This window comes from Modicisalibacter sp. MOD 31.J (assembly GCF_020147985.1).
GTDB lineage: Bacteria > Pseudomonadota > Gammaproteobacteria > Pseudomonadales > Halomonadaceae > Modicisalibacter > Modicisalibacter coralii.
This window is the reverse complement of the sequence record NZ_JAGXFF010000004.1, coordinates 86,898-112,778: the sequence shown is the minus strand read 5'-3', so window position 1 is coordinate 112,778 and position 25,881 is coordinate 86,898. Positions and strand designations below refer to the sequence as shown.

Sequence of the window (25,881 nt, the reverse complement as noted above, 5' to 3'; positions counted from 1 at the left end):
ACCACCCTCGGTATGACAGGCCCCTGCAGCGGCCGAAAACCCTGACAGGGCGTCAAGAAAACCTGCCACCTATCCGCCGAGCAGGTGCCCCGCGACGACGATCAGTACCGTGCCGATGAGCCCATCGATCACGCGCCACACACCGGGATGGGCGAGACGCGGCGCCAGCCAGCCGGCCGCCGCCACCAGGGCGAAGAACCACAGCAGCGAGGCCACCATGGCGCCGAGATAGAAGCCCATCGGGCTGGCCTGTACGGCACCGATCGCGCCCAGCATCACCACGGTATCGAGATAGACCTGCGGGTTGAGCAGGGTCACCGCCAGCGTCGCCGCCACCACCCGCTGGCGGGTCGCCGGTGTCGCTTCGGCCGTCAGCGCGCTCGGCACCAGGGCCCGGCGCCAGGCGTGCCCGGCCTGCCAGAGCAGGAAAGCCGCCCCGCCCCAGCGCGCCAGCTGCATCAGGGTCGCCTGCCCGGCGATCAACGGCCCCAGCCCCAGCCCGCCCAGGGCGATCAGCAACACGTCGCAGCCGCTGCAGATCGCCGCTACCAGCCACGGCGAACGTCGGCGCAGCCCCTGCCCCAGGACGAAGGCATTCTGCGCGCCGATGGCGACGATCAGGGCGGCACCGGTGCCCAGCCCCTGAATGGCGGATGACAACATGAGGTGTCTCCCGGTGAACGAGGAGACGGCAGGTTAATTTTGGCGCTAGAATAAGTGAAATTAATTGAGGGAATGGATGATTAACCTGGCTGATGCTTGACTACAAACTCCTGCAGGCCCTCGCGGCCGTGATCGATCAATCCGGCTTCGAGCGGGGCGCCAAGCATCTGGGCCTGACCCAGTCGGCGGTCTCGCAACGCATCAAACTGCTCGAGGCGCGCCTCGGCCAGCCGGTCCTGGTGCGTGCCCCCAAGCTGGCGCCCACCGCCCTGGGCCGGCGGCTGCTCAACCACGTCCAGCAGGTACGGTTACTCGAGCACGACCTGCTCGATCAGGTCCCCGCGCTGGGCGAGCGCGAACAGCGCCTGCGTCTGGCGATCAACGCCGACAGCCTGGCGACCTGGTGGTCGCCGGTGACCGGCGCCTTCTGCCGCGATCAGGGCATCCTGCTCGACCTGGTCGTCGAGGACCAGGACGTGGCGCTCAAGCGCATGCGCGACGGCGAAGTGGCCGGCTGTATCTGCGCCACGCCACGCCCGGTCCAGGGCGCGCGTCAGCACCCCCTGGGCAACATGCGCTACCGGGCCCTGGCCAGTCCCGACTATGTCACGCGACACTTTCCACGGGGGCTCGACCACGCCGCCCTGCGCGAGGCGCCGGCGATCGTCTTCGGCCCCGACGACCGACTCCAGCACCGCTATCTGGAGATGCGCGGCTTTCAGGAACCGTTTCCGCATCACCTCTGCCCCTCGTCGGAAGGCTTCATCCGGCTCGCTCAGGCGGGCATGGGCTACGGGCTGATCCCCGAGCGTCAGGTGGCCCGGGAACTGGCGGAGGGAACGCTGGTCGACCTCGATCCGACCAGCTTCATCGACGTGCCACTCTACTGGCATCACTGGCGTCATGGCGGCCAGATGCTCGAGGCCCTGACCGACCACCTGTTGCGCCACTGCGGCGAATGGCTGACCCCGTTCGCGGCCGAGCCGGCGACGTCCTGAAGCGACGCCGGCTCGACCACCGCGCTCAGGCCGCCACGCTGCCGTGCGGGTCGATGACGAACTTCTTCGCCACCCCGCCATCGAAGTCGGCGTAGCCCTGCGGCGCCTCGTCCAGCGAGATCACCTGCACGTTCACCGCATCGGCGATATTGACGCGCTCGAAGAGAATCGCCTGCATCAGTTGCCGGTGGTAGCGCATCACCGGGCATTGGCCGGTGTGGAAGGAGTGAGCCTTGGCCCAGCCCAGGCCGAAACGCATCGACAGGTTGCCGTGCTTGGCATCGTCGCTCTCCGCGCCGGGATCCTCGGTGACGTAGAGCCCCGGGATACCGACCTGCCCCCCGGCCCGGGTCACGTCCATCATCGCGTTGAGCACCGTCGCCGGCTGCTCGTGCGCGTGATTGTGGCCGTGGCAGCGCGCCTCGAACCCCACCGCATCCACGGCGCAGTCGACCTCGCGCTCACCGAGAATCGCCTCGAGCATGTCCGGCATCGGCGTGTCCTGACGCAGGTCGAGGGTCTCGCAGCCGAAGCTGCGCGCCTGATCGAGTCGCTGCGGGTTCAGGTCGCCGACGATCACGCAGGCCGCTCCCAGCAGACGCGCGGACGCCGCCGCGGCCAGCCCCACCGGGCCGGCGCCGGCGATGTACACCGTGCTGCCCGGCTGCACGCCGGCGGTCACGCAGCCATGGAAGCCGGTGGGGAAGATGTCCGAGAGCATCGTCAGATCGCGGATCTTCTCCATGGCGCGATCCCGGTCGGGGAAGCGCAGCAGGTTGAAGTCGGCGTAGGGCACCATGACGTACTCGCTCTGCCCGCCGACCCAGCCGCCCATGTCGACATAGCCGTAGGCGGCGCCGGGCCGCGCCGGGTTGACGTTCAGGCAGATGTGGGTCTTGCCCTCCTTGCAGTTGCGGCAACGCCCGCAGGCGATGTTGAAGGGGACCGACACCACGTCACCGACATTGAGGAATTCGACGTCACGGCCGCATTCGATGACCTCGCCGGTGATCTCGTGACCCAGCACCAGCCCCGCCGGTGCCGTGGTCCGGCCGCGCACCATGTGCTGGTCGCTGCCGCAGATGTTGGTGGTGAGTACCTTGAGGATCACCCCGTGGTGGCACTGGCGCTTGCCCAGGGCGAGCTCGGGAAAGGCAATGGATTGCACCTCGACGTGGCCGGGGCCCTGGTACACGACCCCGCGGTTGGCTTGACTCATGGCTGGCATCCTTTGTCGTTGTGGGCGCGTCACTGCCCACGGCGGTGACGTCGTCCTCCAGCCTAGTCGCGGCCCGGGGCGGCCAACTATGCTCAAAGAGGCATCGACATGCCCATTCGAGACATCCCCGCCATCCCGACGAGACCCGCCGCATGGATATCAAGCTCGCCCCCGTCACGCTGGCTCTGCTGCTGGCGGCCGCCACCCTCGGCGGCTGCCGGAGCGCGCCGCCCCCGGCCCCGGCGCATCATCTCGAGGTCCACGCCGACACGCTCGGCGCCGCCCGCAAGGCCGCCGAGCACCGTGCCGCGCAACGCTGCGGGGACGCCACGCCGGTCGTCCTCGACAGTCGCCGACGCGCCGGGACACCCGATTTCCGCGTCGATGCCGACCTGCCCGCCGATGCCAGCGAAGTCGCCGAATACGCCGCCACCACCCACGAAGGCGAACAACCCGGGCTGGTCTGGCGGTATCGCTGCGAATAGTGCCTAGCCGTTGAGGATCGCCTCGACGCTCGACACCTTGTCGTCCATGGTCTGCTCACGGTCGGTCCGCGTGCCCACCTTGAGCGTGGTGTTGATGCGCGGCGCGCCCATCGCATGCACCTCTTCGTGGCAGCGCTTGACCACCGCGAAGACGGCATCCCAGGGTCCTTCGATGTTGGTGCCGTAGGCGTGCATGCGATGCACCAGGCCGGCCTCCTCGATGATCCGCTGACACGCCGCCACGTAACGCGACACCGACACCCCCACGCCCATCGGCACGATGCAAAAATCCACGATCACCTGCATGTCGCCTCTCCTCGTCGACTCGATCCAGAACGGGTCGCTCGCCTTGAGCTATGCTTTTTCGAAAAGCTATCGACACCATAGACTGCGACGCTTGCAGTCCGCAGTCTTGATTAGCAAACTAATTGCAAACACTGAACAGTGGCAAGGACCGCCTTGCCCGAAACCGTATCGCGGCTCTCATCCCGCATCCTGATACCGGAGTTCGGCATGACCAGTGACACTCGCATCGGCCCCGTCGCCCTTCCCGACACCCGCTCCCGACGCATCGTCGAGGATCTTCTGAAAGGCTCGGGCATCACCCTGAACGGCTCCTCGCCCTGGGACATCCAGGTCCTGCACCCCGATTTCTTTTCCCGCGTGCTGCACCAGGGCACGCTGGGCCTCGGCGAGTCCTACATGGAAGGCTGGTGGGAATGCGAGCGCATCGACGAGATGGCCCATCGCATGCTGCGACACGGCCTCGGCGAACGCGCCCACACCCCCTCCGAACGGCTGATGTACCGACTCCAGTCCGGCTTCTTCAACCTGCAGAGCAAGGCCCGGGCCTACATCGTCGGCGAGGCGCACTACGACCTGGGCAACGACCTCTTCGAGCGCATGCTCGACCCCACCATGTGCTATTCGTGCGGTTACTGGAAGGACGCCGAGACCCTGCACGAGGCGCAGGTCGCCAAGCTCGACCTGGCCGCCCGCAAGCTGCGCATCGAACCGGGCATGAAGGTGCTCGACATCGGCTGCGGCTGGGGCAGCTTCGCCGAGCACGCCGCCCGGCACTACGGTGCCGAAGTCACCGGGATCACCATCTCGAAGGAGCAGGCCGAACTCGCCCGCAAGCGTTGCGAAGGGCTGCCGGTGGAGATCATCCTCGAGGATTACCGTGATCTCGAGGGCCGCTTCGACCGCATCGTCTCGATCGGCATGTTCGAACACGTCGGCCACCGCAACTACCGCACCTATTTCGAGACCGTCGAGCGCCTGCTCGCCGACGACGGCCTGTTCGTGCTGCATACCATAGGCTCGAACAGCTCCGAGATCAGTGCCGACCCCTGGATCAACAAATACATCTTCCCCAACGGCATCCTGCCCTCGATCAAGCACATCGCCCAGGCCACCGAAGGGCGCCTGCTGATGGAGGACTGGCAGAACTTCGGGGCCGATTACGACCGCACGCTGATGGCCTGGCGGGAGAACTTCGACGCCCACTGGCACGAGATCGCCGCCAACTACAACGAAAAGACCCGCCGCATGTTCCGCTATTATCTGGGGGTCTGTGCCGGCGCCTTCCGGGCCCGCGACATACAGCTCTGGCAGGTGGTCTACTCCAAGGGGCGCCCGGGACGCTACGACAGTCCACGCTGAGGTCTGCCCTGGCGGGGATGCGCTTGTAGGAAATCTCCTCGTCGATTCTGCAGCAATCGCTTACATCTTCCGTAGAATGACGGGTGTTTCTCTTTGCGAGTATAGTGTTGCGTTTTGTATCCGGAGGCGCCGCCAGGCCTCTCCGTCACCCACGCAACGACTCGAAAGCAGGGAGTGATCCGCCGATGTCCCGCCTCGATGCTTCGCTCGCCCATGCCGCCGAGAGTCTCGACCTTCTGGTCTGGCATGTACCGACATCGGGGCAGGAGCGACGGCTGATGGCCGGCAACCCCCGGCCCCTGCTGGGCCTCAGCGAGGCGGACTTTCTCGCCCTGCCAGCGGAGGCCGACTGGCCGGGCTGCAGCGAGGAACGCGACCCGCCGCGCCGGGCAACGCTGATGGAACACGCCCGCCGGCACGGCAACAGCGAGGCGCGCTACAGCGTCGTCGTCGACCGCGATACCCACTGGCTCGACGAGCAGATCAGCTACCGGGACGGGGGCTGGTACGGCTTGATCCGCCGTCTTCAGCGGCCGGCGGCCATGACAGCACTCCCCCCGCCGCTGGACGGGCTCTGCCGGCAATTACTCGACAAGCTGCCTCATTGCGCCTTCATCGCCCGACGCGAGCCAACCACCAAGCGCTTTCGCTACTGCTACGCCAACCCCTTCCTGGCCGAGCGCTTCGGTAGCGAGTCGCTACTCGGACGCTCCCCGCAGGAAGCCTTCGGCGACTATCGCGGGGGGCGCCTCGAGAAGCGCTATGCCGCCTGCCTGACGTATCAGCGTCCAGTCACCTACGAGGAAACCCTCAATTACCCACAGCAGCGCTACAACATCCAGACCACCCTGATCACCCTCGGAGAGCCCAGCGTCGCCCACGAGTTCGTGATCGGCTTCGTCCACGATCTCACCGAACTCGACAGCGCCCGCCAGACCGCCGCCAACGCCCATCGACGCCTGCGTCACCTGCTCGATACCAGTCCGGCCGTTCTCTACGCCTGCGACCCGCACACCCCCTGGTCGTTCAACTACATCAGCCGCAACGTTCGCCGGCTGCTGGGGCTCGACGACAAGGCCAGCTCGCCCGACACCCTGCTGGAACGCGTGCATCCCGACGACCGCGATCCGCTCACGGCCTGGCTCGGCAACTTCACGCACCATCATCAAGGGCGTCGAACCCTGCGTTACCGGCTGCAACATGCCGACGGCCACTACCTGACGCTACAGAACCAGGCGCGACTGTCGCGGCCACGCGTCTCGAACAGCCAGCCCGAGCTGGTCGGGACCCTGCTCGACGTGAGTCGCGAAGCCGAGCTGCTGGCCCAGCTGGAGCTGATGACCACCCGCATTCCCGGGCTGATCTTTCAACTGCACCGCGGTGCCGAGGGCGGCATGCGCTTCCCCTACCTGGCGGGCAACGACCGGATTCTCGACACCCTCGATACCGAGGGTCTGCGCCGTGACGCCCACCCGGTGCTCGGGCGGGTGGTCAGCGAGGACCGCCCGCGACTGATGGCGACGCTCGAACGTTCCGCCGAGTCGCTCGCGCCCGTGTCGCTGCAATTGCGGCTGCACGGTTTCGACGAATCGATCCGCTGGCTGCTGATTCGCGCCCAGCCGGAACGTTGCAATGGCGATGGCACGCTGTGGCACGGGGTGCTGCTCGACGTCAGCGAGCAGATCGCCCGCGAACAGCGCCTGCGCACGCTCTCGGACACCGACGAGTTGACCGGGCTGGCCAACCGTCGCCGCCTGATGAAGGGCCTCGAGGAAGAGACCTCGCGTGCCCGGCGTCACGGGTCGACGCTGTCGCTGATCCTGCTCGATCTCGATCACTTCAAGCGCATCAACGACACCTGGGGGCACGTCGCCGGCGACCAGGTCCTCGAGCGGCTGGCCCAGCTATGTCGCGACACCCTGCGCCAGGAAGACATCATCGCCCGCTTCGGTGGCGAGGAACTGGCGATCCTGCTGCCGCTGACGCCGCTCGACCAGGGCCTGCGGCTCGCCGAACGCCTGCGCCGGGCCGTCGCCGAACACGATTTCTGTGTCCCCCGGGGCGCGGTCACCGCCAGCCTGGGCGTCGCCGAGTATCGCGACGGCGAAAGCCTCGATACCCTGCTCGAGCGCGCCGACCGCGGGCTCTACGACGCCAAGCGAGGCGGACGCAACCGGGTCTCCAGCGACGGCGATTGAGCCTGTCAGCCGAACGCGCTCGATCCCGGCGGCGCGTCGAGTGCCGCCAGCCAGCTCCGCTCCCGGGCCTCATCGAGCGCGCCCCCGGCCAGCTCGAGCAGCGTCGCGTCGTCGATCGCCTCCTGGTCGACGCCCCTTGCCCAGTCGCCTCCCGGGCGCTGGCCGCCCTTGCCGGTCAGCACGTGCAGCGGATGCCCCTCGGCCGCCGCCATCGGTGCATAGAGGGCGGAGAGGCGCAGCCCCGGCAGGCTCGCGCGCAACCGACGGAACTGGCGCAGCCCTTCGGGATCGAGATCGCCCCAGAAGGTCGCCGTCGGCAACGCCATGAGTTCGGCGAGGGAGCAACGCGAGGCCCCCTCGCCGACCAGGCGTACCCGCTCCGGCTCGGCCAGCGCCCGGGCGAGCGAGAGCCCGTAACCGAAACTGCAGATCAGCGCCTGCCGGTCGCCCACCCCCACCCGGCAGGCCTGTTCGAAACTCTGCGGGTTCTCGATCAGCATTAGCCCCTCGGGATGTGTCGGCACCGACGCCAGTACCCAGCTGCACGACTCGCTGAAGGCCCCGCGATCAATACCGAAGGCACGCACCAGCGGCGCCGGCAGGGCATCCAGCAGCTTGCTGCTGCCCAGCAGGTAGCGTGCACTGGCCGTGAAGGCGCTGGAGGCATAGGCGTTGGGAAGCGCCGCCGCCAGCGCTCTCAACCCCTCCGCGAGCCGGCGCTGGTCGGCGAGCGACCACTCCTCGAGCCCCTCCGCCAGGGCATGGCGCCACGCCGCGGCCTGACCGGCGTCGAGACCCAGCGACGCATCGACCGGCACCGCCTCGGACTCCAGGCGATGACGAACGGCCTCCGAGAGTCCCAGCGTCAAGGAAACCTGATGCCTGAGGGACGCCGCCGGCGCTTCGACGATCCCCGCCGCCGCCAGCTCCGCCAGCACCTGCCAGGCTTCGAACTCGGTCTCGCAGGGGCCCTTGTGCTTGAGATTCCGCGCCAGCGTCGAACTGTTCCAGCGCTTGAGCCTGCCGCGCTGACGATGTCGGGACCACTCGCCCTCGAGTCGGGTCTTGACCGCCTCGGCGCGCTCGCTGAGGTGACTCACGACGACGGCTCCGTGACGTGAATGCCGAACAGGCTGGCCTCGCCGTGACCGCGCCCCACCGCCTCGGGGGCGATCGCGCGGCCGTCGCGTACCACCACGTGGCCGCCCTGCCCCTGGGCGCCGCCGATCACGCTGCCCACCAGGTAGGTGGGGAAGATCGCCGCGTCATTTTCATAGTTGGGATTGTGGATCAGGCCGATCATCTGGAAACGCCCGCGGGTGTTGCGCAGCGACTCCAGCGAATCCTGGATCAGCCGCCGGTGCGAGAGCTTGGAGAACAGCCCGTCGAGCAGGATCACGCTCTCGCGCCCGGCCCGGGCACGACGCTTGTGGTGACCCGGCAGCTCGCGCAGTTCGCGCTCGATGGCGAACTCCGAGAGCTTGACCAGCCACATCAGCGACACCGCCTCGCGCTGGCCCTCCGACATGTCCTCGTTGAGCGAGAACAGCCGCCCGTGGGGGCGAATCGCATCGTGCTTGAGGCGGATCGACACGTCGCGGAACAACCCGCGGTAGATGCGCCGGCGAATCTGCCGGGCGAGCTCCTCGTCGCGGCGCCGCTGCTCGCCCGCCGGCGTCGTGCCGTCGCGATCCAGGCGGCGGCGGGCCGCCGCCTGGTGTTCGTCGATGTCGGCGAGCAGTTGCTGGATCAGCTCGCGCACCGCCGCGTCGCCGATCAACGCCGCCCGGACCTCGAAGTAGGCGCCGCCCTCGCTGCTGCGTCGCGCCACGCGCCGCAGCACGTCGAGGTTGCCGGCGGCATCGGTGATGATCGAGCCCAGCCGCTCGACCAGCGTGCCCTCGATCTGCTCGCGCGTGGCGTGCAGCCGCTCGACCCGCTGGCGATGTTCGGCGAGCTGATCGTCGAGCTGGGCGTAGAGCGCGCGCAGATCGTCCAGCGCCGCCGCGCTGACGCCCTCCAGGGAGGCCAGGCGGGCGCGCTCGGTATCGTTGAAGGCGCGGCTCTCGCCGGCGGCGGCGACGGCCTCGGCCAGATGGCGTTCGCCCTGGGCCACCTCGCGGGCCTGACGCTCGCGGTTGCGCGCCCGCTCGCCCAGGTTGAGCTCGCCCAGGGCCCCCAGCAGGCTCTGCTGGCAGGCGGTCAGCGCGGCGAGATCGACGGCCTGATCCGCATCGCCGTCCATGCTGCCCGCCAGGCGCCGCCAGTCGTCGAGTTCCGCGTCGAGCACCTCGTGCTGCGGGTGATCGTGGGGCCAGCGACTCGCCGCGGTCAGGTCATCGAGCGCGGCAAGGCGCGTCGTCCAGCCGCCGGGCAATTCACGTACCCGTTCCATCCAGGCCACCGCCAGCTGGTCGCAGGCCGCCAGCGCCTGCTGATTGTCGGCCAGGCGCGCCTCGACGGTTTCCTGCTCACGGCTTCGGGCCCGGCGCTCGTCCCGCGTCGCATCGCGCTCGCGCTTGAGCCGGGCGATCTCGTGCTCGAGCTGCTGGCTGCCGCCGCTGTCATCGCGGACCTCGAGATAGGCCCGGATCCGCGCGAAGTCGAAGCCCGCCCGCCGGTTCGCCGTGGCCAGCGCCGTCTCGAGTTCGGCCTCGACCGCCTCGGCCGTGGCCATGAAGGCCACGCCGCCCTCGGCCTCGAACGCCTCGAGGCTGCGCAGGCGCTCGCGTTCGCCGTCGGCGAACAGGGACTGCAGGCGGGCGTCGAGTTCCGCGCGGCGCCGGTCCAGCGTCTCGGCTCGCTCGTCGGCCTCGGCGAGCCGCTCGCCGGCGAGTTCATGGGCCTCGCCCAGCTCGGCGAGCCGTGCCGTGAGTGTTTCCAGGCGCTCCACCCCACCGGCATCGGCGAACTTCTCGGCGGCCAGCCAGGTCGCCCCGTGAGTCTCCAGTTCGCGTTCTTCCGCCTGGATGCGCGGGCCGAGTTCGGCGAGGCAGGTTTCCGCCCGGGCCAGTTCCTCGGCGGCCTCCGCCAGCGCTCGCTCGCCGCCCTCGAGCAGGTAGCGCTGGAAATCGTCGATGGTCGCCAGTGCCGACTCCTCGAGCCGCGGCGCGAGCGCCTGACGCTGCGACATGAGATCGCGGCGCTGGTCGGCGAGCGTCTCCAGTACCGCCTCGACGTCCTCGTCGTCGGCCTGCCGGGCATCCAGCGCCAGGGCGAAGCGCTCGCCGTGCGGATCGAGCCGTTCGATCTCCGCGTCGAGGGCCTCGCGACGCTGACGCTCGGCATCCAGCCGCCGCTGGGTCTCGTCGCGCAGCGCGCTCAGATACTGGGGATCGAACGCCGCCTTGACCGCCAGCGTCTCGACGCCCTGAATCGCACCCAGCGGGGGCCGCCCATCGGTCAGACACTCCGCGAGCCGCCCGGCCTCGACCACCGGCACGTTCAGACCGCGTTCGATGAGGCACTCGGCGGCGCGCTCGGCGTCGGTCTCGCCCTCGACGACCGGGGCAAAGAGCTGGCCGGCGGCCTGGGCCAGCCAGTCGCGACGCCGTTCCGGGTCCACGGACTCGCGGTTCAGCGCCTCGTGGAGCGGAACGAAGGCGATCGCCCGTTCGTCGAGCAGCGCATGGGCCTCGGCCTCGGCGACCTGCCGCGCCAGCGGATCGCCGGAGAGGCTCTCCAGGTAGCGCTGGCGGGCATCGATCTGCGCGTCCAGGGTCTCGGCCTCGCTGAGCAGCCGCGGATAGCGCGCCCGGGCGTCCTCGAGCCAGCGCTTCGGATCGCGCTCGTCGAGCTCGGCGAAGGCCAGTCGGGCCCGGTGCAGCCCGCGCAGGCGCGTTTCCTCGTTGTCCAGGCGATGCCAGCGATCGTCGAGCTCGCGGGCCTGGCGATGCAGCCGATCGCGCAGGTGCACCGGGTCCTCGTCGCCGTGCAGCTCGGCATAGCGCGCCGCGGCCTCGGCCAGCGGCGCCAGTCGGGCATGCCGCGCGCGTGACTCGTCGCGCTGCCGGCGCGCCTCGTGCTCGGTCTGACGCGCGTCGGCCAGCGCCGTCTTGCGGCGCGTCCAGAACCCCTCGATCGAGGCGTCGGGCCAGCCGTCGATGAACGCCTGCCAGGCCTCCTGCCCCTGGGCCAGCAGGCCGCGCTCGCCCTCGAGGCGCGCCCGTTCGCCGGCCAGACGATCGCGCTCCTCGCGAGCGGCGTCGCGCTGCGTCCGCGTCGACGCGAGTTCGGCGTCGAGCGCCTCGCGCTCCTCGCCGAGGGCCTCGTGCTGTTCACGTTTCAGGGCCAGCAGCTCGCCCGGCGTGGTATCGGGATGCGCGTCGCGGAACTCGGCGTGCCAGCGTGCCGGCTGCCTGAGTTCGCCGACCCGCGCGAGGTGGCTCGACAACGCCTGGCGGGCCCGCCCGGCGTCGGCCTCGGCGGCCGCCTGCGTGACCTCCGGCGACTCCAGTTCGTTCTCGCTGAACAACCCCTCGGCGAGCGCCTGGGTGTAGAAGCTCTGGTTGTCGGTGAATTCGCGCTGGCGCGACTCGAGGCGCTCGCGCTCGCCGTCGAGGCGTTGCCAGTCGTCGTCGAGGCGCTGGATGTCGGCCTTGAGTTCCTTGAGGTACTCGCGATCGGCGATCACCTCCTCGCGGAAACGGTTGCCGTCGAGCGTCTCGAAGGCCTCGGCCGCGGCGTCGAGCGCGGCCAGCGCCCGATAGCGGGCGGAATCGTCGGCGAAGGCCTGGCTGTCGGCGAGCCACTCGCGGGCCGCCTCGAACGCCAGATGGTGGACATCGCGTGCCAGCGGCCAACTGGCTTCGGGCAGGTGGATCAGCCGGCGATGGCCGTCGACCCGTGCGCCGCGTTCGGCCAGCGCCTCGCGGACCCGCCGTTCGTGCTGGCCACTGAGCCGGGCGAGCAGCCAGGTGGAAACCCGCGGCCGGGCGCTGTCGCCCTCGCCCCAGGCGAGTCCGGCGATCAGCGCCGGGTCCGCCTCATCGTCGGCGGCGGGACGACAAGGCAGACCGGGCAGTGCCAGCAGCGCCTGGCCGCCGAGCAGACGCTCGCCGGCGGCCAGCGCGGTGTCGAGTTCGTCGAGCCGGGCGCGGGCGTCGAGCAGCGCCTCGCCCTGGGCGTTGAGATCGGCGAGCCGTGCGACCTTGTCCGCGGCGCGCTTCTGGTCGCTCTCGGCCTCGGTGAGTCGATGGCGCAGCTCGGTGACCTTGGTCCCGGAGTTGAGGATCACGTCCTCGATCAGTTCCTCGCCCTCGTCGGTCTCGCCACGGGTCGCCCCGGAGAGGATCTGCGGCGCCAGCACCTCGAAGAAGAAGGCCTGATCCGCCTTCTCGCCGGCACGCGGCTTGATGGCGTTGAAGATCTGGCTCTTGTCGGCGCCGCCCTCCTTCTGGAAGGCCGCCATCTGCGCCAGCTCGCGCCGCGAGACATGCTCGCCCACCGCTTCCAGCCACTCCTCGCGGTTGGCGCTGCGGGTCACGCCGTGACGGCGCATGAAGGCCTGGACGTCGGCGTTGGCGTAGAGCGCCAGCTTGCCGTCACGGGTCAGGTGGTGGACCGGGATGTCCTCGAGACCGCCGGGGTAGTGATAGAACGACAGGCCGCTGCCGTCGCTGTAGCCGTAGACACCGAAGACGAAGGTCTCGCCGGCGACCTCCTCGCCGGCGGCGGCGAGCATGTCGTCCTGCCGCGCGGCATCGCCGGCACGGAACTCCACGCGCAGATGGGTCCAGCTGCGCGACTGCCCGGCCACGCTCGACGGCGAGCACTTGCGTCGGGTCCGCGCGAGCAGCGTGCGATCCCGCGACAGCAGGCCGATCAACGCCTCGGCAAGGGTGGTCTTGCCGAAGCCGTTCTCCATGCTGATGGCGCTCGACTGGCCGCGCAGGTCGAGGCACAGGTGACGCATCTTGGCATCCCACGGCGAGGCGATGTCGCCATGCTTGTTGAGCAGGTTGGCGACCTCGATGCGGTTGATCACGCTCATGTCCGCGTCCCCTCCGGCGTCTGGGCGGATTCATCGTCGTCTGCGAACAGCTCGCCACCTTGCGCCTCGGCACTGGCGTCCGGGGCCCCCTCGCCCGACGCGTCGTCGACTCTCGGATCGTCGGGACGTATCTCATCGACAGCCTCGGGGATGGCCGATGCAGTCTCGTCGCGCGGCTGGCCGGAAACCAGCTCGACCAGATGCGAGAGGTGATGCACGCCGACCTGTTCGGCCTCCAGCGCGCCGAGCAGCGTCTGCTGCCAGACGTCACCGTCATCGCTCGCCCGCGCCGCCTCGAGCTGGCCGGCACGCACCTGAAGGTCGATGAACGCCCTGGCCCGGCGGGTCAGGTCCTCGCCACGCTCGTCGAGCAGTGCGCGGCTGGATTCCGGCGCGGCATCGCCGAGCCCGCGCAACGTCTCGATCTGCTCGCGCAGCAACCCGACCAGTTCGGCGCTGGCGAAGGTCGCTTCCTGGTAGCGGCTGACGTCGGACAGGGCCCGGTTGAGCCGGGTGTAGAGCAGCGTGTGGGTCAGCAACCAGAGCTGCAGGTACCACTGGGCCAGCTCGGCGCGGCTTTCCTGACGCAGCCGCAGGGCATCGAACACCGGGTCGCGGGTGTACAGCGGCGGCTGCTCGAGTTCCGGGTCCGGCAGCAGCGCGTAGAGTCGCGAGCCCGGTGCGATCCCCGGATAGTCGCCGGGCTCGAAGGTCTTGAGCCGCAGCCCCTGGCCGGCGAGGAAGTCGCGCAGCGCCTCGCGCTCGGTGTCCAGGGCGTCATCGATCAACGCGCAGACATCACGCTCGGCGAGCTGGCCCTCGCGGGCCGCGCGGCGCTTGCGCCCGCCGCTCGGCTGACGCTCGGCGGTGCGGTAGCGCAGCAGGTAGGCGACCACCTCGCCCATCTCGGTCATGTTCATGAATCATCATCCTCGGCGGCGGCCTCGGCCACCGCGAAACGATCGAAGGCCTCGCCCGGCTCGGGCCGCGACCCGGAAGGTGTCTCGAAAAACCCCAGCGAGGGCGTCACCGACCCGCTGATCTCGCGGCCGTCGGCCAGCGTCACCCGGAAGGGACGCGCATCGATGCCCACCGTCAGGCCCGGATCGAGCAGTTGGGTGTCGACGAAGGTATTGAGCAACTGCGCCAGGCAGTCGGCGTCCTCGAAGCGGTGCCAGTCTTCCTCGAGTGCCTCGGGCAGCGACAGCGGCGCGGTCGCGAGGCGTTCGCGCAGCGCCGGCCCGCGCGCCTCGAGAAAGCGCATCAGCAGCGGATCCTCGGCCGGGGCGTCGTGTTGCTCGTCGAATACCAGCGCGGCGGCGCTCTTCTCGGCGCGGCGCGTCTCGAGCAGCGGCAGCAGCGGGGCCACGCGCGGCATCGCCACCGCCAGGCCCGGCGGCATCATGCGGGCGACCATCGCGTCGCGCAGCGCGTCGGAGGGCGGCTCGGCGAGCAGACGCCGCGACAGGTCGGCGAAGTCGATCACGCCCATCGACTGGATGCGCCCCTCGGCGATGTCGGCGAGCAGTTCGGAGAGCCGCCGCGAGAGGTTCTCGATGGCATTGAGCACCCGGCCGATGGCGCCGGTGAGCATGCCCAGCTCCCAGCTTTCGCCATGCTCGCGCTCGCGGACCTCGCGCCAGGTATCGAAGCGCTCGCCGAGATCCGGCGTGGCGAGCTGCGAACGCGCGCCGAGCAGGGTGTGCTGAATGGTCGACAGGGCGTTGTGGTAGTGGCGCTCGTTGTCGATGAAGGCACTCAGCTTGCCCTCGCGGGTGGGATTCTCGCGCACCCGGCGCAGTTCCTGGGTCAGCGCGCGGATCGCCATCAGGATCTGGTTGGTGATGTCGGGGATCCGCGCGAAGTCGCCCCGCGCCAGTGCGGCGAGCACCTTGGCGGCGTCGTACTCGGAATACAGCAGGTCCTCGACCTGGCTGGCCAGGGTCACCGCCTGGCGGCCACTGGGCGTGAGGCGCACCTGGCCGGTCTGGCCCTGCTTCTCGATCAGCGCGGTGCGCTTGGTGCTGCGCGGCAGCCGTGTCTCGGGGTCATCGTTCCCAGCGCACGCGGCCGGTGTCGACGCCGCGTCCCGGAAGTGAATCTCGCTGGGGGTGGCCAGCAGATTGACGACGAACGCCACGTCGTCGGCCGACAGCCGCGGATAATGCTCGCGCAGATACGCCAGACAGCGGGTCTGGGGCACGAAGGCGCTGTTGGTGGCGAAGTCGACATCGAGCAGGTAATCGAGCAGCAGGCAGCCGAGATCCAGCCAGTAGCCGTCGCGCAGGCCGCGGCGCTGTTCCTGGCTGACCTGGACGGACGGCGTGCCCGGCTCGCGGGCACTGTCGTGCAGGTCGACCAGCCGCGTGGTGGCGACGAGCAGCTTGCTCCAGGCGGTCATTTCCCTCTCCCCGGTGGGCCTTGGGCAAAGGGCGCATTATGCCAACTCCCCCGCGCCGGGTCATGGCGTCCCACGCCGGGCGGCCCTGGTGGGCGACGATATGCGACAATGACCGCGGTCGGCGAACTGTCATCGACGCTGGCGAGTGACGCCAGCGCGCCCGGCCCCGCACAGCCCCACCGTCACCGCCAGGAGTGGTCATGATCGAACAGACCCTGCACAACGTCTTCGGCTACGGCGAGTTTCGTCCCGGCCAGCGCCCGGTGATCGAGGCGGTGACGGCCGGACGCTCGGCGGCGGCGATCTTCCCCACCGGCTCCGGCAAGTCGCTGTGCTATCAGTTGCCGGCATTGCACCTGCCGCACCTGACGCTGGTGGTCTCGCCACTGCTGGCGCTGATGCAGGACCAGCTGGCGTTTCTCGAGCGCCACGGCATCGCCGCGGCGAGCATCGACTCCAGCCAGGGTCGCGAGCAGACGGCGGCGGTGATGGAGGGCGTGAAGCGCGGCGAGATCCGCATCCTGATGATCTCGGTGGAACGCCTCAAGAACGAGCGCTTTCGCACCTTCATCAAGAACGTGCCGATCTCGCTGCTGGTGGTCGACGAGGCCCACTGCATCAGCGAATGGGGGCACAACTTCCGCCCCGACTACCTGAAGCTGCCCGACTACCAGCGCGAGTTCGCCATCCCCCAGGCGCTGCTGCTCACCGCCACCGCCACACCGCGGGTGATCGACGACATGGCACGGCGCTTCGCCATCGCCGCCGACGACGTCACCACCACCGGCTTCTACCGGCCCAACCTCAACCTGCTGGTCGAACCGCTGGCGGCCGAGGCCAAGCCGCGCTTTCTGCGCGACTGGCTGCGTCCGCGGCTGGCCGGCGACACGCCGCCGTCGAGCATCGTCTACGTCACCCTGCAGCACACCGCCGAGCGGGTCGCCGGCTACCTGCGCCAGGCCGGGCTGGATGCCGTCGCCTACCACGCCGGGCTCGACGCCGAAACGCGCGATCGCATCCAGCGCGACTTCATGCACGACCGGGTCGCGGTGATCGTCGCCACCATCGCCTTCGGCATGGGCATCGACAAGCACGACATCCGCAACGTGGTGCACTTCGATCCGCCCAAGTCGCTGGAGAACTACAGTCAGGAGATCGGCCGCGCCGGCCGCGACGGCGAACCTTCCGATTGCCTGGTGCTGGCCGGCGGCGACAACCTGCGGGTACTGGAGAACTTCGTCTACGGCGACACCCCGGAACCGGGCGGCATCCGCACGGTGATCGAGGCGATTGTCAGCGAGCGCGAGGGCAATCACTGGGAACTGGTCCTCAATCGGCTCGCGCAGCGCAGCGACATCCGAGCGCTGCCGCTCAAGACGCTGCTGGTGCAGCTCGAGATGCGCGGTGTGATCGCCCCGCGCTACGCCTATTTCGCCGAGTACCGCTTCCAGTACCGGATCGAGCCCGACGAACTGGTGGCACGTTTTTCCGGCGAGCGCCGCGATTTCGTGGCGGCCATCGTCGCCGCCGCCGAGCGCGCCCGCACCTGGTGTCAGCTGGACTTCGAGGCGCTGCATCGCCATGGCCGGGAACACGGCCTGGACACCCGCCGCGCACGGGTGATCACGGCGCTGGACTACTTCCACGATCAGGGCTGGATCCGCCTCGAGACCCGCCAGATGACCGAGGTCTACGAAGTCCTGCAAAGCGACGTCGACCCCGCGCGGCTCGCCGCCGAACTGCACGCCGACTTCCGTGCCAAGGAAGCCGCCGAGATCGCCCGCATTCACGCCATGCTGGCGTTCTTCGCCAGCGACACCTGCCTGAGCCACCGCCTGGCCGACCACTTCGGCGACGACCGTGCGCCGCGGCACTGCGGCCACTGCTCGGTGTGCGCCGGACGCGTGGCGCGCCTGCCCGAGCCGCCGGCGCCGACGCCGCTGGCCGAACGGGATTTCCGCGAGCTGGCCGGCGAGTTCCTCGAGCGTGCCGCCGACGAGGGCGACCCGGCGAGCAGCGAGTGCGTCACGCGCTTCCTGTGCGGGCTCACCACGCCGCGCCTGACCCGACTCAAGGCGCGCCGGCTGCCGGGCTTCGCGGTGCTGGAGGGCTATCCTTACGGCGAGGTACGTGGCTGGGTCGAACAGCACCTGGAGGGGTGATGGCTGGACGCCGCGGGGCGTCTCGGCATACTAGCCTAGCTAGAGAGGCCGGATTCGCGGCTCGACCCCGGAGGCATCGCCATGACGACACTCGACCACGTTCGCCTGCTCGCCCGCTACAACGCCTGGATGAACGAGCGGCTCTATACGGCGGCGGCGCGGCTGCCGGCCGAGGCACTGCAACGCGACCGCGGCGCCTTCTTCGGCTCGCTGCTGGGAACGCTCAATCATCTGGCCGTCGCCGACACCATCTGGCTGCAGCGCTTCGCCACGCATCCCGCCCAGCACGGCGAACTCGAGCCGGTGCGTCGCCTGCCCCGGCCGCGCTCGCTCGGCGAGACCCTGTATGCCGATCTCGAGGCCCTGGGCGCGTATCGCCACTGGCTCGACACCCTGATCCAGGCCTGGTGTCAGGCGCTCGCCCCCCGGGATCTCGAGCACGTGCTGCGCTACTCCAACACGCGCGGCATCGCCGCCCACAAGCCCGTCGACCAGCTCCTGCTGCACTTCTTCAACCACCAGACCCACCATCGCGGCCAGGCCACCACATTGCTCAACCAGGCCGGCGAGGATGTCGGCGTCACCGACCTGCTGGCCTTGATCGACGACGTCTGACGCCGACCGGGGCGTCACACCTTCTTGACGAACTCCGACTTGAGCTTCATCGCGCCGATGCCATCGATCTTGCAGTCGATGTTGTGATCGCCTTCCACCAGTCGGATGTTCTTGACCTTGGTCCCCACCTTCACGACCGACGACGAGCCCTTGATCTTGAGGTCCTTGACCACGGTGACGCTGTCGCCATCCTGCAGCAGGTTGCCGTGGGCGTCGCTGACCACCGGCGTGTCGTCGTCATTTTCGACCGCGCCGTTGGCGACCCACTCGTGGGCGCACTCCGGGCAGATCAGCAGGTCCTGATCCTGATAGGTGAACTCCGATCCGCACTGGGGGCAGGCAGGCAACTGGCTCATGAAGGATGTCCGTTAACAGGGATGAAGCGCGCAGTGTAATCGGTCGCGACGCATTGCCCAACCTGGCTGCCCAGCGCGAGGCTTTCACCGGGCACGCCGCCCGCTCAACCGGGCCCCGACCCGGCGTCGTCGCCCCACTGCGCCAGCAGCGTCTCGATGAACAGCTCGGCGGTGCTCGAAAGGGGGTGATCGTTGCGCTGGATCAGGCCGATGGTGCGCTCGATGCGCGGCTCGGGCAGGGGGCGCGAGCACAGCGTGTCGTGGTCGGCGCCCGGCATGGTCAAACGCGGCAGGATGGCGACCCCCAGTCCGGACTCCACCAGACCCAGCGACGTGGAGAGATGCTGTACCTCGTAGAAGCCGTTGAGGCGAATGCCCTCCGACGACAGCACGTTGTCCAGCAGGGTGCGATTGCCGCTGTCGCGACTGACGGTGATCATCCTCACCGCTTCCAGGTCGGTCCAGGTGATCGTCTCCTTGGCGGCCAGCGGGTGATCGGAGCGCAGTGCCAGCACGAAGGGGTCGCGCAGCAGCGGCGTGAAGGAGACTTCGGGTAGCTGCGGACTGATCATGTTGATGCCGAAATCCGCCTCGCCGTTGACCACCCGTTCCAACCCCTCGCTGGCGCTGACATCGAGAATCCGGATCCGGATCCCCGGCCAGGCCTCGTTGAACCGACGAATGACGCTGGGCAGGAAGTAGAAGGCCGCCGTGGGCAGGCAGGCGATGGTCAGGGTGCCCTTCTGGTGCGTCGCCAGTTCACGGATGCCGAGGATCGACGATTCGTAGTCGTCGATCATCCGCCGGGCCCGCGGCAGGAAGTCGGCGCCGATCGCCGTCAACCAGGTACGCCGGGTGGTGCGCTCGAGCAAGGTCACTTCCAGCGCTTCCTCGAGCTTCTGGATCCGCCGCGACAGCGCGGGTTGTGACAGGTGGAGCCGTTGTGCCGCCTCGTGAAAGCTGGCCAACTCGGCGACCTGGACGAAGGCCTGCAGGTCGAGAAACTCGATGCGATGTAACATGAACGATTCTTGCATTGGAATTGGGTCATTGAACAGATTAACACATTAATAAAATATAGACATCAATCGCCGTTTTTATTTGCATTTGAGGCATTAAAATAGCGGTGACATGCTCGTTTCATGAGTTCTGGCACGGAAAGTGAAACGGCAATGATCCACAGCATCCCCTGCATCATCATGCGCGGCGGCACCTCCAAGGGGCCGTTCCTGCGCATGAGCGACCTGCCCGAAACGCCGGAAGCGCGGACGGAGACCCTGCTCAATCTGATGGGGGCCGGTCATGCCCTGCAGATCGACGGCATCGGGGGCAGTGATCCGTTGACCAGCAAGGTGGCGATCGTCGAACGCTCCGATCATCCCGACGCCGACGTCGACTACCTGTTCGCCCAGGTCGATGGCCCCGGACGCCGCGTCGACTTCAACCCCAACTGTGGCAACATGCTCTCGGCGGTCGGCCCCTATGCCATCGAGACCGGGCTGGTCGAACCGCGTGACGGCATCACCGTGGTGCGGGTGCGCAATCTCAACACGCAACGCCTCATCGAGTGCCACGTCCCCACGCCGGGGCGCCAGGTGGACTACGAAGGCGACACCCGGATCAGCGGCGTGCCGGGGACCGCGGCCGGGATCCAGCTGAGCTTTCTCGATGTGGTGGGTACCAAGACCGGCGCCCTGCTGCCCACCGGCCAAGCCCGGGAGATCATCGACGGCATCGAGGTGACCTGCCTCGATGCCGCGACCCCGACCCTGCTGATCGCCGCCGAGGCCTTCAGCCTGAAAGGCGACGAAACGCCCGCCGAGCTCGATGCCAACGGCCCCATGCTCGCCCGTCTCGAGGCCATCCGCCGCGAGGCGGGACAACGCATGGGGCTCGGCGACGTCAGCCACGGCGTGCTACCCAAGCCGGTACTGCTGTCGGCCCCCGAATCGCCCGAGGCGACACTGCGCGCCCGCTACTTCGTGCCGCATCGCTGCCACAAAGCACTCGCCGTGACCGGTGCCATCGCCCTGGCGACGGCGGTCAGCGTTCCGGGAACCGTCGCCCACCGCATCGCCATCGCGGCGGGCCGGCTGACCGATGACGAGATACTGCAGCAGGTGCGCCTCGAACACCCCTCGGGCTACATCGACCTGGACGTCGAGCACCGCGGGCATGACCCGCACGACGTCGCCCGGGTCTCGCTGATGCGCACCGCACGCAAGATCATGGCCGGTACGCTGTATTATCCCGGCACTACCCCCGATCACCGGCCGCACGCTGCCATGACGGCCCAGGCCGGCTAGATCGTCGCCACCCGATGCAACACCCAAAAGAGCCCACAACAACAAGGAGTCACGCCATGCGCCCCTTGAAATCCCGACAGACTCTCAGCGCCCGTCTGAAGCGCATCGCCGGCCTCGGCCTGCTGTGCGCCGGGCTGAGCCCCCTGGTCCTGCCCGCCACGGCGACCGCCGCCGATCCCGACGTCCCCGATACCATCAAGTGGACCATCCCCTTCGGGGTGGGCGGGGGCACCGATGTCTGGGCACGCTTCTTCGCGCCCTGGTTCAGCGACTACCTGCCCGGCAAGCCGTCCATCATGATCGACAACGTGCCCGGTGGCGGTTCGATCAACGGCGCCAACCTGTTCGCGGTACGCGCCAAGCCCGATGGCAGCCAGTGGCTGGGCACGTCGGCCTCGACCCAGTATCCGGCGATGCTCGGCGACCCCCGGGTACGCTACGACTACGCCGACTGGAAGCCGATCCTCGCCACCCCGACCGGCGGCGTGGTCTACGCCTCCCCCGAGATGGGCAAGGACGCCGACAGCGCCCTGCAGGCCCTGTTGAAGCAGCCGGTCAAGCTGGCCGCGCAATCCCCCACCGGGGTCGAACTGCCGGTGTTGATCGCCCTCGAGATGCTGGGCGTCGACATCAACCCGGTATTCGGAATGCGCAGTCGCGGTGAAGGCCGTCTGGCCTTCGAACGTGGCGAGGCGAACATCGACTTCCAGACCACCTCGGCCTACCTGAGCAACGTCCAGCCGCTGGTCGACGACGGCAAGGCGATCCCGCTGTTCAGCCTCGGCGTGCTCGACGACGACGGCAAGATCGTGCGCGACCCGACCTTCCCGGATCTGCCGACCTTCAACGAGATCTACCAACAGACCCAGGGCAAGGCCCCGTCGGGCAATGCCTACGAGGCCTACCGCAAGTTCTTCGCCTCCGGCTACGCCCTGCAGAAGCTGGTGATGGTCCCGGTCGACACCCCCGACTCCCTCGTCGAGACCTACCGCCAGGCGGCGCGCGAGTTCATCAAGACCGACACGTTCAAGGAGGAGGCGGCCGCTCAGCTCGGTCCCTACACGCCGATCGTCGGTGAGACGGTCTCCAAGCACCTCCAGGATGCCATGGCGATCAAGGACGAGACGCGCCAGTGGCTGATCACCTGGCTGGCGGACAAGTTCGACGTCCACCTGGCCACGCGCTGATCTCTCCGGCCCCGTCGCACCGCGCCGGGGCCGGCTCGATTCCGACACGACAACGCGAAGAACCACGCCATGCTCGACATCCTTCTTTCCAGTCTGGGACAGGTCTTCACCCTGTCCCATCTTCTCTACATGATGCTCGGGGTCATCGTCGGTCTGGTGGTCGGCATCATTCCCGGCCTCGGCGGTATCGCCGGCATGTCGCTGCTGCTGCCCTTCCTGTACGGCATGGACCCCTCGGTGGCCCTGGGCATGCTGATGGGGCTGGTGGCGGTGATCCCCACCGGCGATACCTTCGCGTCGGTGCTGCTGGGCATCCCCGGCTCCAGTGCCTCGCAGGCCACGGTGATCGACGGTTTCTCGCTGGCCAAGCGCGGTCAGGCGGCCCGCGCGCTTTCCAGCGCCTTCCTGTCGTCGATGATCGGCGGCCTGATCGGTGCCGCGGTGCTCACCGGCTTCATCCTCATCGCCCGGCCCCTGGTGCTGGCGTTCTCCTCGTCGGAACTGTTCATGCTGACGCTGCTGGGCCTGTCGATGGTCGCCGTGCTCTCGGGACGCGACCTGTTCAAGGGCCTGGCCGCCTGCGGACTGGGCCTGCTGGTCGGCGGCATGGGCATGGCCCCGGCGACCGGCGAGTTTCGCCTGAACTTCGGCCTCGACTACCTCTATGACGGCCTGCCGCTGGTGGTGGTGGGCCTGGGCATCTTCGCCCTGCCCGAGATCATCGACCTGCTGGTAAAGCGCGGCGCCATCGCCAACGAACCCTGCCGCCTCGGCGAGGGCTGGCGCCAGGGCTTTAGCGACGTCCGTCGCGAGCGCGGCCTGGTGGCCCGTTGCGCGGGATTCGGCAGCCTGATCGGCACCATTCCGGGGCTGGCCGGCTCGGTCGTCGATTGGATGACCTACGGCCACGCCGTGCAGAGCGCCAAGGACAAGAGCGAATTCGGCCGCGGCGACATCCGCGGGGTGATCGCCCCCGAGTCGGCCAATAACGCCTGCGCCTGCGGCGCCATGGTGCCCACGCTGCTGTTCGGCGTCCCGGGTTCCGGCAGCGCGGCGGTGTTCCTCGGCGGCCTGCTCCTGCTCGGGCTACAGCCGGGCATCGGCATGATCGAGACCCACCTCGATCTGACCTACACCATCATCTGGTCGCTGGCGCTGGCCAACATCCTCGGTGCCGGCCTCTGCCTGGGGCTGGCCGGCCCGGTGGCCAGCCTCACGCGGGTCCGCTTCACCATTCTCGCCCCGTTGATCACCGTGCTCATCCTGTTCGCCGCCTACCAGGCGACCCGGGCCACCGGCGACCTGGTCGCGCTGGCCGCCGTCGGTGCCATCGGCGTGCTGTTCAAGAAGGCCAACTGGTCCCGCCCGGCCTTCCTGATCGGCTTCGTCCTGGCGCCGGGTGCCGAGACCTATTTCTATCAGGCGGTCCAGTTCCAGAGCAGCGCCGCGTTCGCCCGCCCCGGCGTGATGATCATCGGCGCGCTGATCCTGGCGGTCCTGTTCATTCCCGCCCTCAAGGCACTGTGGCTGAAACGCCGCCAGGCAAGGGTGCATGGCGACACCGCCGACAGCGAGGCGGCGATCCTGGCCGAGCGGGCACGGCCCCTCTTCGGTGCGGTGGACGTCGTGCTGCTGGCGGGGCTGCTGGGCCTGGCCGCGTTCGCCTGGAGCGACGTCGCCGGGCTCTCGCTGCTGGGCAGCGTGTTCCCCAAGCTGGCCATCGCCATCATGGCGGTGGGCTGTCTCGCCGAAACGGTGCGCTACCTTCTGCGCCGGCCGCAGTGGCAGAACCAGACATGCCGGGAGGAGCTGATCTGGCTGGCGGGCTTCTGCGCGCTGATTGCGGCGATCGTCGGGCTGGGCTTCATCAGCACGGCGGCGCTGTTCTGTCTGGCTTTCCTGGTGGGCATCGCCCGACTCAAGCCATGGACGGCCGCGGGAATGGCCGTCGGCGTGGTGGTCTTCCTGGTCGGCATGGCGCACTTCCTGACGCTCACCTACCCCAGCGGGGTTCTCGACCCCTGGCTGTTCGGCTGACCCCTCACTCCCCATCCCCTGCCGCCCGGCAACGGCCCGCGGCGGCAGGCCCTCCCCCGATTGTCGATCCCGGCTGAACCCGTAGCCTGCGAAGGTTATACTCGCGTCACGACGATCCCTTCCCCGATAAGGCCACCGGATGCTCGACCTCGCTGCCCGACCCTCGACTCGCGTGTTCATCGACCGGCAACACGGTATCGCCACCGATGTCGAGCCCGCCGCCCGCCAGCCCCGGGGAAGGCTCTGAAAGTCGATCTCGCCTCGCGGGGCCTTCCGGCCCAATGGCTGGCGCTGATCCTGCTCTCGGCGCTGATCGCCCTGGCGCTGGTGAGTCTGCAGGTCCCCGCCGGGCTGCTGCTGGGGCCGATGGCGGCCGGGGTCCTGGTCGCCGTGGCTGGCGTGCGCGTCCGCGTGCCGCGCTGGCCCTTCTTTCTCGCCCAGGCGAGCATCGGCTGCATGATCGCCCAGAGCATCACCCTGCCGATCCTCCACGAGATCGGGCGCGACTGGCCCACCTTCAGCATCGCGGTGGTGGCGGTGATCGCCGCCAGCAGTCTGCTCGGCTGGCTGCTGGCACGCTGGCAGGTGCTTCCCGGCACCACGGCGATCTGGGGCTCGGCCCCGGGGGCGGCCACCGCCATGGTGCTGATGGCGGAATCCTTCGGCGCCGACGTGCGCCTGGTCGCCTTCATGCAGTACCTGCGGGTGGTGATCGTGACCCTGGTCGCCTCGCTGGTGGCCTCGTTCTTCATGCCCGCCGACACCGCCGCCGCGCCCGCTCGCCAGTGGTTCGCCGCGGTCGATCCCGTCGCCCTGGCGACGACGCTGGGCGTGATCGGCGTCGGCGCCGTGGCCGGCCGCGTCTCCCGGCTACCCGCCGGCCCGCTGCTGGTGACCCTGGGCGGTGCCACCCTGTTGCAGGATTTCGCCGGGGTGACCCTCGAGCAGCCCGCACTGCTGCTCGCCGTCAGCTATGCCTTCGTCGGCTGGAGCATCGGGCTGCGCTTCGACCGCACCATCCTCGCCCACGTCGCCCGCTCGCTGCCCAGCGTGATCGCCTCGATTCTCTGCCTGGTGGCGCTATGCGGCGGCTTCGCCGCCTTGCTGGTGGTGTTCGCCGGGATCGACCCGCTCACCGCCTATCTCGCCACCAGCCCCGGCGGCGCCGACTCGGTGGCGATCATCGCCTCCTCGACCCACGTCGACGTGGCCTATGTCATGGCGATGCAGATCGCCCGCTTCGTGCTGGTGCTGCTGTTCGGCCCACATATCGCCCGGCTGATCGCCCGACGTGCGCAGCGTCGTCGGTCCGAGGGCTGAACCGAGGGCATCGGCTACTACTCGAGCAAGGACCAATCTCGATCACACCCGGTGAGAAGCCCACCATGTCGACACCCTCCACCCAGTAAGAAACCTGCCTGTAAGGCACCGAGTTGGTCGAGGCATTCAAACGTCACGAACGATAAACCGCGTTTCCATCACATTCTTCGCGCTCCCGGGCACGCTAAAGATCCCGTGAGGGTGGCCGATAGCCAATACCGAAGGGAAATTAGCATCCTTCTATAAGCCTGAAAATTCAGGAAATCCTGGGAACCAA

The 25,881-nt window shown here is 68.7% G+C and carries 19 protein-coding genes; 10 read left to right on the top strand and 9 right to left on the bottom strand.

Annotated features, from left to right (window positions below):
- Window positions 1-69 precede the first annotated feature (69 nt).
- Complete coding sequence (locus KGR00_RS14435; protein WP_224419424.1) at window positions 70-663, bottom strand: LysE family transporter; 594 nt, start codon at window positions 661-663, stop codon at window positions 70-72.
- A 92-nt stretch (window positions 664-755) separates the two neighbouring features.
- On the opposite strand from KGR00_RS14435, the gene KGR00_RS14430 reads away from it, so the two are divergent.
- A complete protein-coding gene (locus KGR00_RS14430) occupies window positions 756-1,661 on the top strand; it encodes a LysR family transcriptional regulator ArgP (RefSeq protein WP_224419423.1) in 906 nt (301 codons plus the stop codon).
- A 25-nt stretch (window positions 1,662-1,686) separates the two neighbouring features.
- On the opposite strand, the gene fdhA is transcribed toward KGR00_RS14430, so the two are convergent.
- Window positions 1,687-2,880: a formaldehyde dehydrogenase, glutathione-independent gene (fdhA, locus tag KGR00_RS14425; RefSeq protein WP_129140489.1), complete on the bottom strand. Its 1,194-nt coding sequence runs from the start codon at window positions 2,878-2,880 to the stop codon at window positions 1,687-1,689.
- A 152-nt stretch (window positions 2,881-3,032) separates the two neighbouring features.
- Here fdhA and KGR00_RS14420 point away from each other — a divergent pair, with 152 nt between their 5' ends.
- Window positions 3,033-3,365, top strand: coding sequence for a hypothetical protein (locus KGR00_RS14420; RefSeq protein WP_224419422.1), 333 nt, complete (start codon window positions 3,033-3,035; stop codon window positions 3,363-3,365).
- Window positions 3,366-3,368: 3 nt separating this feature from the next.
- Here KGR00_RS14420 and KGR00_RS14415 read toward each other — a convergent pair whose 3' ends face one another.
- Window positions 3,369-3,671, bottom strand: a complete 303-nt coding sequence (locus KGR00_RS14415) for an MTH1187 family thiamine-binding protein (RefSeq protein WP_129140487.1) — start codon at window positions 3,669-3,671, stop codon at window positions 3,369-3,371.
- 207 nt (window positions 3,672-3,878) lie between these two features.
- On the opposite strand from KGR00_RS14415, the gene cfa reads away from it, so the two are divergent.
- Together cfa and KGR00_RS14405 are read left to right on the top strand one after the other, a co-directional pair.
- Window positions 3,879-5,030 (top strand): cyclopropane fatty acyl phospholipid synthase, encoded by a 1,152-nt coding sequence (cfa, locus tag KGR00_RS14410; protein WP_224419421.1) that lies wholly within the window; start codon window positions 3,879-3,881, stop codon window positions 5,028-5,030.
- A gap of 185 nt (window positions 5,031-5,215) precedes the next feature.
- Window positions 5,216-7,228 carry a diguanylate cyclase gene (locus KGR00_RS14405; RefSeq protein WP_224419420.1) on the top strand — a complete coding sequence of 671 codons (2,013 nt, stop codon included), beginning with the start codon at window positions 5,216-5,218 and terminating at the stop codon, window positions 7,226-7,228.
- 5 nt (window positions 7,229-7,233) lie between these two features.
- Here KGR00_RS14405 and KGR00_RS22510 read toward each other — a convergent pair whose 3' ends face one another.
- From KGR00_RS22510 to KGR00_RS14385, 4 genes are read right to left on the bottom strand one after another with little or no spacing between them, the layout of a single operon-like run.
- Complete coding sequence (locus tag KGR00_RS22510; protein WP_224419419.1) at window positions 7,234-8,328, bottom strand: DUF2220 family protein; 1,095 nt, start codon at window positions 8,326-8,328, stop codon at window positions 7,234-7,236.
- Window positions 8,325-13,220 (bottom strand): hypothetical protein, encoded by a 4,896-nt coding sequence (locus tag KGR00_RS14395; protein ID WP_224419418.1) that lies wholly within the window; start codon window positions 13,218-13,220, stop codon window positions 8,325-8,327. Before KGR00_RS14395 ends, KGR00_RS22510 begins: the two co-directional genes overlap by 4 nt.
- Window positions 13,217-14,140, bottom strand: a complete 924-nt coding sequence (locus tag KGR00_RS14390; RefSeq protein WP_224419417.1) for a hypothetical protein — start codon at window positions 14,138-14,140, stop codon at window positions 13,217-13,219. The genes KGR00_RS14395 and KGR00_RS14390 overlap by 4 nt, the downstream gene beginning before the upstream one ends.
- Window positions 14,137-15,621, bottom strand: a complete 1,485-nt coding sequence (locus tag KGR00_RS14385) for a hypothetical protein (RefSeq protein ID WP_224419416.1) — start codon at window positions 15,619-15,621, stop codon at window positions 14,137-14,139. The genes KGR00_RS14390 and KGR00_RS14385 overlap by 4 nt, the downstream gene beginning before the upstream one ends.
- A gap of 200 nt (window positions 15,622-15,821) precedes the next feature.
- Between KGR00_RS14385 and KGR00_RS14380 the strand changes: the two genes are divergently transcribed.
- Complete coding sequence (locus tag KGR00_RS14380; RefSeq protein ID WP_224419415.1) at window positions 15,822-17,783, top strand: RecQ family ATP-dependent DNA helicase; 1,962 nt, start codon at window positions 15,822-15,824, stop codon at window positions 17,781-17,783.
- A gap of 81 nt (window positions 17,784-17,864) precedes the next feature.
- Window positions 17,865-18,398: a DinB family protein gene (locus KGR00_RS14375; protein WP_224419414.1), complete on the top strand. Its 534-nt coding sequence runs from the start codon at window positions 17,865-17,867 to the stop codon at window positions 18,396-18,398.
- Window positions 18,399-18,412: 14 nt separating this feature from the next.
- On the opposite strand, the gene KGR00_RS14370 is transcribed toward KGR00_RS14375, so the two are convergent.
- Together KGR00_RS14370 and KGR00_RS14365 are read right to left on the bottom strand one after the other, a co-directional pair.
- Window positions 18,413-18,754: a zinc ribbon domain-containing protein YjdM gene (locus KGR00_RS14370; protein ID WP_129141137.1), complete on the bottom strand. Its 342-nt coding sequence runs from the start codon at window positions 18,752-18,754 to the stop codon at window positions 18,413-18,415.
- 104 nt (window positions 18,755-18,858) lie between these two features.
- Window positions 18,859-19,776, bottom strand: coding sequence for a LysR family transcriptional regulator (locus tag KGR00_RS14365; protein WP_224419413.1), 918 nt, complete (start codon window positions 19,774-19,776; stop codon window positions 18,859-18,861).
- Window positions 19,777-19,926: 150 nt separating this feature from the next.
- On the opposite strand from KGR00_RS14365, the gene KGR00_RS14360 reads away from it, so the two are divergent.
- From KGR00_RS14360 to KGR00_RS14345, 4 genes are all read left to right on the top strand, one after another.
- Window positions 19,927-21,060: a 4-oxalomesaconate tautomerase gene (locus KGR00_RS14360; RefSeq protein WP_224419412.1), complete on the top strand. Its 1,134-nt coding sequence runs from the start codon at window positions 19,927-19,929 to the stop codon at window positions 21,058-21,060.
- A gap of 56 nt (window positions 21,061-21,116) precedes the next feature.
- Window positions 21,117-22,247: a tricarboxylate transporter gene (locus KGR00_RS14355; RefSeq protein WP_224419411.1), complete on the top strand. Its 1,131-nt coding sequence runs from the start codon at window positions 21,117-21,119 to the stop codon at window positions 22,245-22,247.
- Between the two features lie 69 nt (window positions 22,248-22,316).
- Window positions 22,317-24,284: a tripartite tricarboxylate transporter permease gene (locus tag KGR00_RS14350; protein ID WP_224419410.1), complete on the top strand. Its 1,968-nt coding sequence runs from the start codon at window positions 22,317-22,319 to the stop codon at window positions 24,282-24,284.
- Window positions 24,285-24,344: 60 nt separating this feature from the next.
- On the top strand, window positions 24,345-25,604 hold the full coding sequence (locus KGR00_RS14345; protein WP_224419409.1) for an AbrB family transcriptional regulator: 1,260 nt from the start codon (window positions 24,345-24,347) through the stop codon (window positions 25,602-25,604).
- Window positions 25,605-25,881: the final 277 nt, after the last annotated feature.

Bases quoted from the DNA above. Each gene is read 5' to 3' on its own strand.
- KGR00_RS14435 (WP_224419424.1), bottom strand. From the start codon at position 663: ATGTTGTCATCCGCCATTCAGGGGCTGGGCACCGGTGCCGCCCTGATC.
- KGR00_RS14430 (WP_224419423.1), top strand. From the start codon at position 756: ATGCTTGACTACAAACTCCTGCAGGCCCTCGCGGCCGTGATCGATCAA.
- fdhA (WP_129140489.1), bottom strand. From the start codon at position 2,880: ATGAGTCAAGCCAACCGCGGGGTCGTGTACCAGGGCCCCGGCCACGTC.
- KGR00_RS14420 (WP_224419422.1), top strand. From the start codon at position 3,033: ATGGATATCAAGCTCGCCCCCGTCACGCTGGCTCTGCTGCTGGCGGCC.
- KGR00_RS14415 (WP_129140487.1), bottom strand. From the start codon at position 3,671: ATGCAGGTGATCGTGGATTTTTGCATCGTGCCGATGGGCGTGGGGGTG.
- cfa (WP_224419421.1), top strand. From the start codon at position 3,879: ATGACCAGTGACACTCGCATCGGCCCCGTCGCCCTTCCCGACACCCGC.
- KGR00_RS14405 (WP_224419420.1), top strand. From the start codon at position 5,216: ATGTCCCGCCTCGATGCTTCGCTCGCCCATGCCGCCGAGAGTCTCGAC.
- KGR00_RS14395 (WP_224419418.1), bottom strand. From the start codon at position 13,220: ATGAGCGTGATCAACCGCATCGAGGTCGCCAACCTGCTCAACAAGCAT.
- KGR00_RS14390 (WP_224419417.1), bottom strand. From the start codon at position 14,140: ATGAACATGACCGAGATGGGCGAGGTGGTCGCCTACCTGCTGCGCTAC.
- KGR00_RS14385 (WP_224419416.1), bottom strand. From the start codon at position 15,621: ATGACCGCCTGGAGCAAGCTGCTCGTCGCCACCACGCGGCTGGTCGAC.
- KGR00_RS14380 (WP_224419415.1), top strand. From the start codon at position 15,822: ATGATCGAACAGACCCTGCACAACGTCTTCGGCTACGGCGAGTTTCGT.
- KGR00_RS14375 (WP_224419414.1), top strand. From the start codon at position 17,865: ATGACGACACTCGACCACGTTCGCCTGCTCGCCCGCTACAACGCCTGG.
- KGR00_RS14370 (WP_129141137.1), bottom strand. From the start codon at position 18,754: ATGAGCCAGTTGCCTGCCTGCCCCCAGTGCGGATCGGAGTTCACCTAT.
- KGR00_RS14365 (WP_224419413.1), bottom strand. From the start codon at position 19,776: ATGTTACATCGCATCGAGTTTCTCGACCTGCAGGCCTTCGTCCAGGTC.
- KGR00_RS14360 (WP_224419412.1), top strand. From the start codon at position 19,927: ATGATCCACAGCATCCCCTGCATCATCATGCGCGGCGGCACCTCCAAG.
- KGR00_RS14355 (WP_224419411.1), top strand. From the start codon at position 21,117: ATGCGCCCCTTGAAATCCCGACAGACTCTCAGCGCCCGTCTGAAGCGC.
- KGR00_RS14350 (WP_224419410.1), top strand. From the start codon at position 22,317: ATGCTCGACATCCTTCTTTCCAGTCTGGGACAGGTCTTCACCCTGTCC.